The sequence below is a fragment of the Myxococcaceae bacterium JPH2 genome, from assembly GCA_016458225.1.
Taxonomy (GTDB): domain Bacteria; phylum Myxococcota; class Myxococcia; order Myxococcales; family Myxococcaceae; genus Citreicoccus.
Genome location: JAEMGR010000009.1, coordinates 430,059 through 444,327, shown reverse-complemented (window position 1 = coordinate 444,327; position 14,269 = coordinate 430,059). Strand labels below are relative to the sequence as shown.

Below are 14,269 nucleotides of genomic sequence, written 5' to 3'. Positions count from 1 at the left end.
CGCGGGTGACGACTGCACCCGCGGGCGTGTGATGCGACTGCGGACTACTGAGCCTTCAGCTCACCCACGGCCACCGTGATGGGGCCCAGGGTGTCGACGCCGGGCAGGGCATGGGCCTTGTCCACGGCGAGCGTGATGACCGTCCCGGCGGGGATGGCCTGCGCGGTGTTCAGCTCCAGCGCCACGGAGACGAGCGCGTCGGCGTAGACGACCGCCGGAGCGCTCGTTCCCTTCTGGAAGACACCCAGGCGCAGCGCGTTGCCTGCCACCGTCCCCTTGAGGAGCTGGGGCATGCCACCGAGCGCGAAGGCGCGGTTCGTGACGAACTCCGTGTCTGACGTCGCGACGTGAGCCCACGTCGTGAGCGCCGGAGGCGCGGAGAGCGTCAGCGCGACGCCGCGGCCCAGCTCGCCCACGGGCCCGACGAGGTCGAGCACGAGGTGCGTCGGCGTGGACTCGGTGGCGTTGCGGACGAGCTTCCATCCGAGGCCGCTCGGATCCGTGTAGACGAGGCCGCTCGCCGCGCGGATGGTGACGATGGCCGTGGCCTTGACGGAGGGATCCGCCTCGGACGTGGCCGTCACCGTCGCGGTGCCGAACTCGGACGGAGCCGTGTAGACGCCAGCCTGGGTGATGCTGCCCGCGGAGGTGCTCCAGGTGACGGCCGTGTTGGCCGAGCCCGTCACCACCGCGGTGAACGTGAACTGGCCGCCCGGGGTGACATCCACCGAGGTGGGCGACAGGGCCAGGCTGACCGAGGAGACGGAGACGGTGGCCGTGGCCTTGGCCGAGGCGTCGGCCACGCTGGTGGCGACGACGTGGTACGTGCCCGCCGTGCTCGGCGCGGAGTAGTCACCGGAGGCGGTGATGGAGCCGCCCGCGGCGCCCTCCTGGATGCTCCACGTCACGCCCGTCGTCGCCGTGCCGGTGACGGTGGCCGTGAAGTGCTGGCTGCCTCCGAACGCGAGGGCCGCGTTCGTGGGATCGAGCGTCACGGTGACGGGACGCACGGTGATGGTGGCCGAGCTCGACTTGGACGCATCCACCGTGCTGGTGGCGACGACGTGGTACGTGCCCGCGGTGTTCGGCGCGGTGTAGACGCCCGCGCTGGTGATGGCGCCACCCGCGGCGCCCTCCTCGACGGTCCAGGTGACGGAGGTGGTGGACGTGCCCGTCACGTGGGCCACGAACGTCTTCGTCTCACCCTGGTTCACCGCGACCGAGTTCGGAGACACCGCGACCGTGACCGGCGTGACGGTGACCGTGGCGGTGGCCTTGGCCGTGGCATCCGCCACGCTGGTGGCGATGACATGGTAGGTGCCACCGACGGCGGGCGCGGTGTAGTCGCCATCCGAGGTGATGGAGCCGCCCGCGGCGCCTTCCTCGATGCTCCACGTCACGCCCGAGGTCACCGTGCCGGCGACCGTGGCGGAGAAGTGGAAGCTGCCCGCGGCCGCGACGGTGGTCGACGGATTCGCGAGCGCCACGGTGACCGGGCTCACGGTGAGCGTGGCCGTGCCCTTCTTCGAGCCATCCGCCGCGCTGGTCGCGACGACGTGGTACGTGCCGGCGTGGGCTGGAGCGGTGTAGACGCCATCGGAGGTGAGGTCTCCGCCCGCGGCGCCTTCCTGGATCGACCAGGTGACGTTCTCGTTCGTCGTGCCGGTGACCGTGGCCGTGAGGCGCTGGGACGCGCCCTGATCCAACGTCGCCGTCGCGGGGGACACCGTCACCGCGACCGGGGTGACCGTGACCGTGGCGTAGGCCTTGGACGCCGTGTTCGCCACGCTGGTGGCGGTCACGTGGAAGGTGCCACCCGAGAGCGGAGCCGAGTAGACACCCGCGGCGGTGATGGTGCCGCCGCGCGAGCCCTCCTGGACGCTCCACGTCACGTCATGGCTCGCCGTCGTGCCGGTGACCGTGGCGCCGAAGGCGAAGCTGCCCCCGGTGGAGACGGTAGGGGCGTTGTTCGCGAGCGTCACGACGACGGGACGCACGGTAACGGTGACGACGCCCGTCTTCGAGCCATCCGCATTGCTCTTCGCGACGACGTGGAACGTGCCGCTCTTGAAGGGCGCGGTGTAGACGCCATCCGAGGTGACGCTGCCCACCGGACCGGTGTTCTCCTTGATGCTCCAGGTGACGCCGATGTTGGACGTGCCCGTCACGCTCGCCTGGAACGCCTTGGTGTCACCCTGATCCAGGGTGACCTCAGTCGGGGTGACAGCCACGACCACCAGGGTGACGGTGACGGTGGCGGTGGCCTTGGCCGTCGCGTCGCCCTTCGAGGTGGCGATGACGTGGAACGTGCCGCCCGCGGCGGGGGCGGTGTAGTCGCCATTGGCGGTGATGGTGCCGCCCGCGGCGCCTTCCTGAACGGACCAGTTCACGCCCGGGGTCTTCGTGCCGGTGACCGTGGCGGCGAAGTGGAACGTGCCCGCCGTGGACAGCGCCGCGGTCGTGTCCGCGAGCGTCACGGTGACACTGCCCACGGTGACGGTGGCCGTGTCGGACTTGGAGACATCCGCATTGCTCGTCGCCACGACGTGGTACGTGCCGGCCTTGTTGGGCGCGGTGTAGATGCCGTCCGCGGTGATGGTGCCGCCGCTCGCGCCCTCCTGGATGGTCCAGGTGACGGCGGAGTTGGACGTGCCCGTCACGGTGGCCGTGAACGTCTTCGCCTCGGCCTGCTCCAGGGTGGCGGTGTTGGGGGCCACGCTGACCGCGACCTGGGTGACGGTGACGGTGGCGGTGGCGCTCACCGTGGCATCGCCCACGCTGGTGGCGGTGACGTGATACGTGCCACCCGTAGGCGGCGCGGTGTAGTCACCGCTGGCGGTGATGGTGCCGCCGCTCGTGCCCTCCTGAACGCTCCACGTCACGCCAGGGGTCACCGTGCCGGTGACCGAGGCGGAGAAGTGGAACGCGCCGCCCGAGGACAGCGCCACCGTCGTGTCCGCCAGCGTCACGGTGACCGCATGAACGGTGACCGTGGCCGAGCTGGACACCGACGTGTCCACCGTGCTGGTGGCGACCACGTGGTACGTGCCCGCCTTGGCGGGCGCGGTGTACGCACCCGCTGCGGTGATGGTGCCGCCGCTGGCGCCCTCCAGGATGGTCCAGGTGACGGTGTTGACGGCCGCCCCCGTCACATTCGCCTGGAACGGAACGGTCGCGCCCTGGTCCAGGGTGGTGGTGGCGGGAGACACCGCGACCTCGACCGAGGTGACGGTGACCGTCGCGACGGCGGTGCTCGACGTGTTCGCCTGCGAGGTCGCGATGACGTGATACGTGCCGCCCTTGTTCGGCGCGGTGTAGTCACCGGATGCGGTGATGGAGCCGCCCGCGGCGCCCTCCTGCACGCTCCACGTCACGCCCGTGTTGTCCGTGCCCGTGACGGTGGCGCCGAAGTGGAACGTCCCGGCTGCCGCCACGGTGGGGGCGGCGTCCGAGAGCGTGACGACGATGGGGCGCACGACGACGGTGGCCGAGCCCGAGTGGGTCGGGTCCGCCACGCTGGTGGCGATGACGTGGTAGGTGCCCGCGTGGGTGGGGGCGGTGTATGCGCCGGCGCTGGTGATGGATCCGCCGGACGCGCCCTCCTGGACGGTCCACGTGACGCCGGTGTTGGACGTGCCCGTCACATCCGCGGTGAACGTCGTCGCATCACCCTGGTTCAGGGTGATGGCGGCAGGATTCACCATGACCGCGACGGTGGAGACCGTGACGGTGGCAACGGCCTTGATCGCGACATCCGCCACGCTGGTGGCGATGACGTGGTACGTGCCGTTCGTGGCCGGGGCGCTGTAGACGCCCGCGGTGGTGATGGAGCCACCGCTCGCGCCCTCCTGGACGGTCCACGTCACGCCCGTGTTCACCGTGCCGGTGACCGTGGCGTTGAAGTGGTAGGTGCCGGAGGTGATGACGTTCACCTCGGTGCGATCCAACGCCAGGGCCACCGCGCGCACGGTGACGGTGGCGGTATCCGACTTCGAACCATCCGCCTGGCTCGTCGCCACGACGTGGTAGGTGCCAGCCGTGTTGGGCGCGGTGTACGCACCCGTGGAGGTGATGGAGCCGCCCGCGGCGCCCTCCTGGACGGTCCAGTTGACGGCGAGGTTGGACGAGCCCGTCACGTCGGCGGTGAACGTCTTCACCTCGCCCTGGTCCACCGTCGCGGAGGTCGGCGCCACGCTGACGGCGACCTGCTTGACGGTGATGGTGGCCGTGTCGCTCACCGTGGCATCGGCCACGCTGGTGGCGATGACGTGGTACGTGCCACCCGTGAGGGGCGCGGTGTAGTCGCCGTCGGTGGTGATGGTGCCGCCGCTCGCGCCCTCCTGAACGGTCCACGTCACGCCATGGTTCACCGAGCCGGCGACGGTGGCGGAGAAGTGGAACGTGCCCGCCGTGGAGACGGTGGCCGTCGTGTCGGAGAGCGTCACGGTGACGGGCCGGACCGTGATGGTCGCGGTACCCGACTTGGAGTCGTCCACCGTGCTGGTCGCGACGATGTGGAACGTGCCGGCCTTGTTGGGCGCGACGTACTCACCCGCGGCGCTGAGCGTGCCGCCGCTGGCTCCCTCTTCGATGCTCCAGGTGACGGAGGTGTCGCTGGTCCCGGTGACGTGGGCCTGGAACGTGGCGTGGGCGCCCTGATCCAGGGTGGTGGTGTTGGGGGCCACCGCGACGGAAACGGCGATGACCGTGACGGTCGCCGTGGCGCTGACGGTGGTGTCCGCCACGCTGGTGGCGACGACGTGGTACGTGCCCGCAGCGGTGGGCGCCTTGTAGACACCGGCGCTGGAGATGGCGCCTCCCGCGGCGCCTTCCTGGACCTTCCACGTCACGCCTGGGGTCACCGTGCCGGCGACCGTGGCGATGAACTGGAACGTGCTCGCGGTGGAGAGCGTCGGCGCCGCGTCCGAGAGCGTCACGGTGACGGGCCGGACGGTGAGGGTGGCCGAGCCCGCCTTGGAGTGATCCGCCGCACTCGTGGCGACGACGTGGTACGTGCCAGCCTTCTTGGGCGCGGTGTAGACGCCGTCCGCGGTGACAGCGCCTCCGGCTGCGCCCTCCTGGATGCTCCAGATGACGGAGGTGTTGGCCGTCCCAGTGACCTGGGCCTGGAGCGGGGTGCTCGCGCCCTGATCGAGCGTGGCGGTGTCAGGCGTCACCGTGACGGCGACGGGCGTGACGGTGACCGTGGCCGTGGCGGTCACGGTGCTGTCCGCCTTGCTGGTGGCGACGACGTGGAACGTGCCGCCCGAGGTGGGAGCCGTGTAGACGCCCGCGCTGCTGATGGTGCCGCCCGCGGCGCCTTCCTGGATGCTCCACGTCACGCCCGTGTTCACCGTGCCCGTGAAGATCGCGCGGAAGGGAGTGCTCGCGGCGGTGGAGACGGTGGCCTCGGTCTTGTCGAGCGCCAGCGTGATGGGGCGCACGGTGATGGTGGCCGAGCCCGCCTTCGTCGTGTCCGCCGTGCTGGTGGCGATGACGTGGTACGTGCCGGCCTTGTTGGGCGCGGAGTAGACGCCGCTCGGGGTGACGGTGCCGCCCGCGGCGCCCTCCTGCACGCTCCACGTGACGGAGGTGCCCGCGGGTCCCAGGAGCGTGGCGCTCAGGATGGTCGCGGCGCCCTGGTCCAGCGTCACGCCGTCCGGCGTGACGGTCACCTTGACGGCGACGACCTCGACGGCGACCACGGCCTTCACGCTCGCGTCCACCATGCTGGTGGCAACGACGTGGTACGTGCCCGGCGTGGTGGGCGCCTTGTAGCGGCCCGCGCTGGTGAAGGTCCCACCCGCGTCGCCTTCCAGGACGCTCCAGGTGACGCCGAGGTTGGTGGTCCCCTTGGCCTGGACCGTCGCGGTGAACAGGGTGGTGCTGCCGGTGTAGATGACCGCGGTATCAGACTTCACGGACACCGAGATGCTGGGCACCACGGTGATGGTGGCGCGGCTCGTCTTGGAGGTGTCCGCGACGTTGGTGGCCAGCAGGGAGTAGGTGCCCGGGGTCTCGGACGCGGTGTAGACGCCGTCGCTGGTGACGGTGCCCGCCTGGGTGCCTTGCGGCAGGCTCCATCGGACTTGTCCGTCCGACTTGCCCTCGACGGTGGCGGTGAAGGTGGCCTGCTCGCCAGCCTTCACGGTGGCCTTGTCGGGCGTGATGGTGACCTGGCCCGTGTCTGTCTGGGGTTTGACGTCGTCCGAGCAGGCGGCCATCAGGCCGACGAGCAGGACGGGGACGATGATCTTCTTCAGCAGGTTCATGGGTGATTACCGTCCAAACTCGGCGATGAAGAGAGTGATGTCGTTGTCGTCCACGAGGCCGTTGCCATCGAGGTCGGCCGCGGGGGCGTAGTGGGCGTCGCCGTTGTGTGCGCCGAGGGCCTGGGCGAGCACGCCCATGTCCTCGCCATCGACGAGTCCGTCCGCGTTGATGTCACCCGTGTAGACGCGCACCGTCGCGCTCGCGCTCCGGGTCGGGTCCTCCACGCTGGTGGCCACGACGTGGAAGGTGCCCGTGGCGCTGGGCGCGGTGTAGACGCCCGTGGCGCTGATGCTGCCGGCCGCGGGGCCCTCCTGCAGCGACCAGGTGGCGGCCGAGTTGGTCTCGGTGTTGAGCACGGTCGCGCCGAAGTTGACCGTCTCACCCCAGCGAACGATCGCCGAGGCGGGGGCGACGGCGACGGACACCGGGACGCGCTCGAACGCGACCGAGTGCACGGCCTCATGGCCATAGGCGTCGTACGCGCGGACCGTGAGCGTGTGCGTGCCGTAGGCCACGGTGCTCAGGTCGAACGGCACCACGTAGGGGGCGGTGACGGAGCGACCTCGGTAGAGGTTGTCGACGTAGAACTCCACCTCGGTGACGCCCGTGTCATCGGACGCGGTGGCGGCGAGGGTCACCACGCCGTGGGTGCCGCTGACGCTCCCGGTGACCGTCGGGTCCTGCGTGTCCTGGATGGTGCTGTTGTAGATGCCGAAGGTCTGGCTGGCCGTGCCGACGTTGCCCGCCACGTCCGTGGCGCGCACCTCGACCGTGTGGTCGCCATTCGTGAGGCCACGCGTGTCGTACGCGACCGTGAACGGGCCCGGAGGGTTCTGCTGGGAGCGCACGAGCGTGCCATCCACATACACATCCACCTGGGAGACCCAGACATTGTCCGTGGCGCCGGCGGTGATGGAGATGTTGCCGTAGGTCCCCTTGACCGCGACGCTGGCGCGGGGCGGGTTGGTGTCCTGCGCGGTGGAGACCGCCAGCGAGAAGTCATCCACGCGCACGCGCGTGAAGCCTCCCGGGACGACCGGCGCGGTCTGCACGGCGGTGAAGAACAACTGGAGGGTCTGGCCCTTGTATGCGCTCAGGTTGAACGTGCGCATCACATAGACACCCGCGGTGTCATCCAGGTTCGAGTAGACGGCCGGGGTGGCCAGCACGTTGCCCGAGCTGTCGCGAATCTGGAACGTGAACGTGTCGTGCACCTGCCCGTCGGCGAAGGCCGTGCTCAGGATGCGGGTCCAGAACGTCAGGACGGCGGACGTGGCAGCGGCCGGCACCGTCACCGTCTGCCGCATGGTTCCCGTGTTGGGGACACCCGCGCCGTTGAAGATGGCCAGCCGCAAGCCGGAGCGCGGAGAGCTGGTCCCGACGTTGTTGATGGACGTGGAGCTGGGAACGCTGGTGAACGTCCAGGCCGCCGCCGGATTGGGAACCGTCTCGAAGCCCGGGTTCAGCAGGAGCTGGGTGGTCGTGCGATCGATGAAGAAGCTGACCGGCGTGGAGGACGCCGTGTGGCCCGCGACGTCCGTGGCGGTGACCACGAGCGTGTGGCTTCCGTTCGTCAGGCTGCTGGTGGGGATGATCGCGCTGTAGGACGACGCCTTCGAGGCCACCTCGGTCCCGTCGACGAGGAACTTCACGCTGCTGAGCGCGCTGTCGTCGGACACGTCCGCGTAGAGGCCCACGGCGTTGCCCGCCTGCTGGACATAGGCATTGACAGTGGGCGCGGTCACATCCGGCGTGGACGACACGCGCAGCGCGAAGTCATCCAGCTTGAAGTTGGACGCGCGCGAGCTGTTCTCCACGGCCTCCAGGAAGATGCGGATGGTCTGTCCCGCGTACGCGGTCAGGTCGTAGCTGCGCTGGACATAGTCGAGGTCCGCGTCGAGGTTGGAGTACGTGGCGAGCGTCTGCAGCACGTTGCCCTGGGGGTCGCGCACCGAGATGGTGATGTAGTCATTGACGGCGGTCGTCGTCGTCTCGGCGGTGGTCAGGCTCAGCCAGAAGGACAGCGAGGCGGACGTGGTCCCCGCCGGGATGGTGACGAGCTGCGACAGGTTGTCCGTGTGCGCGGTGCCGTAGCCATCCAGCCAGATGTAGCCCGAGCCTCGGTGCGAGCCGCTGCTCACGGGATAGTTGAGGACCGCGTCGGTGTGATCCCACCCGAAGTCACCCAGCTCGAAGCCCGGGTTGATGAGGAGTTGCTCCGTCTGGTTGGAGACCATGAACGCCACCGAGGCGGAGGTCGTCCGGTTGCCCGCGGCATCCTGCGCGATGGCCTGGAGCTGGTGAACGCCGTTGGCCAGGCTCTGCGAGTTGAACATCGTGAAGAACGGCAGGCTCACGCTCTCGCCCGCGATGACGCCGTCCACGACGAACTGCACGCGCGTGACGCCGACGTTGTCGGAGGCGGTGGCCTCCAGGCGGAGGGTGCCCGCGTTGCCGACCACCGACGCCGCGACCTGGGGCGGGACGCGGTCGTCATACGTTCCAGCGGTGTAGCCCACGTTGATGCCCGCGAAGGCGTTCTGCACCGCGCGGAACTCCGCGGAGTCGGAGCCGAACAGGTCCCGAGCCGACTGGAGGCAGGCGGTGCGCGCCGCCACGTAGTTGGAGGCGGGGAAGAGGTACGTGGTGATGGCGCGGTACCAGATGGCCGCGGCCTTGTCGTTGCCGATGCCGCCCATGCCCTGCGGCAGGTAAGGCGTGGACGTTTCGCCCGTGGTCGTCGCGCCCACGGAGAGGAAGTAGAACGCGCGGTTCATCGGGCCGCTGCTGTAGTGCACGTCGACCTTGTAGAGGTCCGGCGTCCACGCATCAGGGCTCAGCCCGTCCTTGCTGGGCTTGAACATGTACCGCAGGGGCTCGGAGTCGAGCTGCTCGCCGATGGACCAGTTGCCGCCCGTATCGCCGATGACGGAGCCCGTGGCGTTCTTGCCGCGCAGGTAGAACTCCACCATCGTTCCCATGATGTCGGAGTTGGCCTCGTTCAGACCGCCGGACTCCTCGGCGTAGATGAGGGCCGCCGTGTTGGCCATGACGCCGTGGCTCATCTCGTGCGCCGACACGTCAATGGCAGTCAGGGTCGTGAAGCCCGCGCCATCGCCGTAGGTCATGCAGAAGCAGCCATTGCTCCAGAACGCGTTGTCGTAGGCGGTCTTGTAGTGGACGCGGTTGAAGGTGGCCGTGCCCCTGTCATCGATGCCGTGACGGCTCATGACGTTCTTGTAGAAGTCCCACGTCGTCTGGAGTCCGAAGTGGGCATCGACGGCGGCCGTCTGGCCGGTGATGTCCATCGTGGGGTTGCCCTCGATGTACTGCTGCCCGTTGCCCCAGGTGTTGTCCGCGTCGGTGTAAGGAATGAGCGTGACGGGGCCGAGGTCGGCATCGCCGTGCTCGGCCGAGTACGTGATGTTGCCCGTGCTGCCGCGCGTGGTGTCGCGCAGCTCGAACGTCCCGTCCGGAAGCTGGTTCGTCTGCAGGGCCACCGTGCCGCTGTACTGCGAGTTGCCCGTGCCCACCGCGGCGGCCGTCTGCAGCGCGTTCCAGCGGCGCAGCACCTCACCGGACTGGGAGTCGACGATGTAGTCCGTGTGGCGGACACCGTCCTGCTTGTTCGACAGCTCCGTGTGGATGTGCCACGCGAGCGCGTAGCGCGTCACCTGGCGCGTGACGTCCACCGCGTTGAGCTGCTCCCGGGACTTCTCCGGCGTGAGGATCTGCTCCTGCGTCACCGGGTAGATGACGAGCTCGGACTGCGGCGCGACCGAGTACGCGCCATGGGCCGCCGTTCCCTCGTCCTGCTCCGCGACCGTGAGCGCCTCGCTGGCCTGCAGCGCGGGGCGCACGTCCGGCATGCGGACTCCCGGATACAGGTGCGTCGTCGCGGGCTGCTCCCCATTGTCGACATCGAGGTGGACGATGGCGTCGCCACCCCAGACCGGCACGCCGGAGAACGTCTGCTGGAAGCGTACGTGTGTCTGGCCAAACCGGTCCGTGTTGGCGGTCCGAAGCTGGAAGCCGTCCCGGTCACCCAGGCCCAGGCTCGAGCGAGCCGCCTGGATGCGCTGGGTGGCGAGTGCCACGCGCGAGTCTTGCTTTGCCCGAATCTGAGTCAGGGCTTCGCGCGACACCGGCTTCAGCCCTGTCGCGGCCTGGCCGGGCCCGGCCGACAGCAACAGGGAGAGGAGAGGGATGGGCCATGAGCCCAACACTTTGGACATAGGGAGAACTCCACCAACGATGACGGGGAATGCACGACAAAGGGCTGCCCGGGCCTTTGCGGCCCTCGGCTACCCGGGTTGACTTGCAAGGGGTACGGCGGCCACCCCAAGTGAATTCGGGGTGACCAATGCGTACTAATCCACAAATAACGAAAGCTGACAACCCGGCCCACAAGGTTTGCGGGGGCACATCGAGTTTTCAGGTGTTTTGAGTCAGCGAGGGGAGCGCGGAATTGCTCCGCGCAGCATCCCTTGCGGGGGTGGCCGGATCCGGGGCGCGAGGCGCCGCGCGGATCCGGCCAGGTACAGCGACGGACTACGGGGCGGGCGCCACCGTGGGCTTGTGTTCAGCCTTGGGGAGCGGCTTGGGCTCGGGCTTCTGGACGGGCTTCGTCTCGGCCTTCGGCGCCTCGCGGATTTCGATGCGTTCACCGGCATCGCGGGCAATGTGGCGATACCAGCCTTCCGGGTATTTCGGGTGAGTCACCTTCCCGGACTCATCGCGGACGTTGCCGTCGATGTACTTCACGAGCAGGGTCTCCCCCAGCTTGCGCCAGCGCGCGTGCACCGCGTCGCTCTGCTGCGAGGAGTAGTCCGTGAGGTACTTGCGGGCCGACTCGGGGTCGCGCTTGTACTGCTCCAGCGCGGACTTCTCGATGTCGGTCTGGTCCGCCAGGAATTGCCCCTCCAGCGCGCCCTGCTCCTTCTGGACATCGACAATCATGTCGCTCCAGCGGGAGTAGGCCTGGTTGGACACCCAGTTGAACACCCAGAAGGACGAGTCCCAGGAGAACGTCCCGCGGCTCGCCACGCCCTGCGCGAGGTTGTGGGGCGCCTGCCGGATTCCGGCGTACATGGGCGTGTAGACGGTGGTGAACGTGTCATCCACGCCGAACCACAGCACGCCGCCGATGGGGTCCGGCATGAACGAGCGCATCTGCGCGACGAACGAGAAGCCCGTCTGTTGCGTGGAGATGGCGCGCTCGTGGACGTACTTCTTTCCGTCCACTTCCCACGTCATCGGGCGCCAGCGATAGGGGACCTGGTACGGGCCCGCGCCCACGTCCTTCGTCATGTCGAGCGTGGTGCCCTCGAAGTGGTCGCGCATCAGCGCCATGGTGTCTTGCACGGACAGCTTCTTGTCCGGCTTGACCCACAAAGGCAGACGCTTGGAGGGATTGGAGCCGTCCGCGTACTCGGCGCCCAGGCCGAGCGACGGCGCGGCCCGGCGGAAGATGCTCCACACGCGCGCCTCGGAGAAGCGCACGCCCTCGAAGTCGATCGGGTGGTAGGTGTCCGCGAAGCTGAAGTCCTTGTCCGCGCCGGTGTACCAGCCCTTCTCGCGCGCGAAGCTGATGACGTCCGGCGCGTAGACAGCGTTCTCGGAGTCCGCCAGGGGGAACTGGCGGATGCGCGACTGGTTGGCGTGCGCAGAGATGAAGCCATCCGGCAGGCGGCGGGCAACCCAGACAGCGCCCTTCTTGCCCTCGCCCTTGCCAATCATCTCGAGGATCCACGCCTCCTTCGGATCCGCGATGGAGAACGTTTCGCCGGTGGAGGCATAGCCGTGCTCGGCGACCAGGGTGGTCATCACCTGGATGGCCTCGCGGGCCGTCTTGGAGCGCTCCAGCGCGATGTAGATGAGCGAGCCGTAGTCGATGATGCCGGTGGGCGCTTCCAGCTCCTTGCGCCCGGTGAAGGTGGACTCGCTGATGGAGAGCTGGTGCTCGTTCATGTTCCCCACCACCGAGTAGGTGACGGGGGCCTCGGGAATGCGACCCAGGAACTTGCCCGTGTCCCACTCGATGATGTCGCGCATCGCGCCAGCCGCGTGGCGGCGCGCGGGCGTGTAGTACAGCTCGCCGTAGAGCTCGTGTGAGTCGGCGGCGTAGGTGATGAGGGTGGCACCGTCCGTCGTAGCGCCCTTGGTGACGAGCATGCTGGTGCATGCGTCCGCGGCCGGAGCGACGAGCGCTGCCGTGACGGGCAGCGCCGCGAGGAACGTGAAGAGGCGTTGGGTCATGTCGCGGATGCTAGCAGGCCAACCGGCCGTCGGCGCGGTTCCTCGTGCGCGCATGCCCGGCCGCCTCTCAGATGGCCGACTTGAGCAGGCCCGCGCGGACGACGAAGTCCCCGAAGCCCTCCTGTGGCGCTCGGTCGCGCGCATAGGCGGCGAACAGCGGGTCGAGCGCGGCGAGGATGGCCGGCTCGTCGATGTTCTCGCGGTACAGGCGATTGAGCCGTTGCCCGCGGCGGTCGCCACCCAGGAGCAGGTTGTAGCGCCCGGGCGCCTTGCCCACGAGCGCCACCTCCGCGACGTAGGGGCGGGCGCAGCCATTGGGGCAGCCGGTGATGCGCAGGTGGAGCGGGATTCCCTCCAGGCCATGGGCGCGCAGCCGCTCCTCCAGCAGCGGCACGATGCGCGGCAGGTAGCGCTCGGCCTCGGCCATCGCGAGACCGCAGGTGGGCAGCGCCACGCAGGCCAGCGCGTCGCGTCGCAGCGGGCTGGCCTTCCGGAAGTCATCGAGCCCGTGGGCCGTCACGAGCGCCTCGATGGCGGGGCGGTCCTCGGGCGCGACACGGGCGATGATGACGTTCTGGTTGGCGGTGAGGCGGAAGTCGCCCCGATGGATGCGCGCCACCTCGCGCATGCCCGTCAGCCGCGAGGCGCCCGGCACATCCGCCACGCGCCCGCTGTCGAGTTGAAGGGTGAGGTGCCACGTCCCGTCGTGGCCCTCGGTCCAGCCGAACCGGTCTCCGTTGTGCTCGAAGTGGAATGGGCGTGCGGGCTCCAGGCGGAAGCCCAGCCTTCGCTCCAACTCGGCGGTGAACCAGGGCACGCCTCGGTCCTCCACCGTGTACTTCAGGCGCGCATGTTTGCGATTGGACCGGTCGCCGAAGTCGCGCTGCACGGTGACGACCTGCTCCGCCACCGCGAGGAGTTGCTCGGGCGGGATGAAGCCGATGACATCCGCCAGTCGGGGATGGGTGGCCGCGTCGCCGTGGGTCGCGCCCATGCCGCCGCCCACCGTCACGTTGAAGCCCGCCAGCCGCCCCGCCTCGAGGATGGCGATGAAGCCCAGGTCATGGGCAAACACATCCACGTCGTTGAGCGGGGGCACGGCGATGGCGGTCTTGAACTTCCGGGGCAGGTAGGTGGCGCCATAGATGGGCTCCTCCTCGCCGCCCGCGACCTTCTCTTCGCCCAGCCAGATTTCATGGTATGCGCGCGTCCGAGGGAGCAGGTGCTCCGACAAGCGCACCGCCCATTGATGCACCTCCGCGTGGAGATGCGAGTCCACGGGGTTGGGATTGCACATCACGTTGCGGTTCACGTCGCCGCACGCGGCGATGGTGTCCAGCAAGGTCTGATGGATGCGCGCCAGGGTGGGCTGGAGGTCTTCTTTCAAGACACCGTGGAGCTGGAAGGCCTGGCGGGTGGTGAGGCGCAAGGTGCCGTTGGCGTGCTCGCGCGCCAGTGCGTCCAGTGCGAGCCATTGGGCGGGAGTGCAGACTCCGCCGGGCAGGCGCGTGCGAATCATGAAGCTGTAGTCGGGCTCCAGCTTCTGCTGTCGGCGCTCCTCGCGAAGCTCCCGGTCGTCCTGCTGATAGCTGCCGTGGAACTTGAGGAGCTGGGTGTCGCTGGTGGCGAGGCTGCCCGTGAGTGGATTCGCGAGGCTCTCGGTCAGGGTTCCGCGCAGGAGGTTGCTTCGAGCCTTGGTGTGCTCGACCTCCGAGAGGGGTTGAGAGGGGGAACTCAT

General features: G+C 69.0%; 4 protein-coding genes. All 4 read right to left on the bottom strand.

What is annotated here, in order from left to right:
- Positions 1-44: 44 nt before the first annotated feature.
- A complete protein-coding gene (locus JGU66_17075) occupies positions 45-6,272 on the bottom strand; it encodes a hypothetical protein (protein ID MBJ6762486.1) in 6,228 nt (2,075 codons plus the stop codon).
- A 6-nt stretch (positions 6,273-6,278) separates the two neighbouring features.
- Positions 6,279-10,508: a M4 family metallopeptidase gene (locus tag JGU66_17070; protein ID MBJ6762485.1), complete on the bottom strand. Its 4,230-nt coding sequence runs from the start codon at positions 10,506-10,508 to the stop codon at positions 6,279-6,281.
- A gap of 316 nt (positions 10,509-10,824) precedes the next feature.
- Complete coding sequence (locus JGU66_17065; GenBank protein ID MBJ6762484.1) at positions 10,825-12,531, bottom strand: C69 family dipeptidase; 1,707 nt, start codon at positions 12,529-12,531, stop codon at positions 10,825-10,827.
- 67 nt (positions 12,532-12,598) lie between these two features.
- Positions 12,599-14,269, bottom strand: coding sequence for an assimilatory sulfite reductase (NADPH) hemoprotein subunit (cysI, locus tag JGU66_17060; GenBank protein ID MBJ6762483.1), 1,671 nt, complete (start codon positions 14,267-14,269; stop codon positions 12,599-12,601).

Excerpts from the sequence above, each read along its gene's own strand:
- JGU66_17075 (MBJ6762486.1), bottom strand. The coding sequence starts at position 6,272 with ATGAACCTGCTGAAGAAGATCATCGTCCCCGTCCTGCTCGTCGGCCTG.
- JGU66_17070 (MBJ6762485.1), bottom strand. The coding sequence starts at position 10,508 with ATGTCCAAAGTGTTGGGCTCATGGCCCATCCCTCTCCTCTCCCTGTTG.
- cysI (MBJ6762483.1), bottom strand. The coding sequence starts at position 14,269 with ATGAGTTCCCCCTCTCAACCCCTCTCGGAGGTCGAGCACACCAAGGCT.
- JGU66_17065 (MBJ6762484.1), bottom strand. The coding sequence starts at position 12,531 with ATGACCCAACGCCTCTTCACGTTCCTCGCGGCGCTGCCCGTCACGGCA.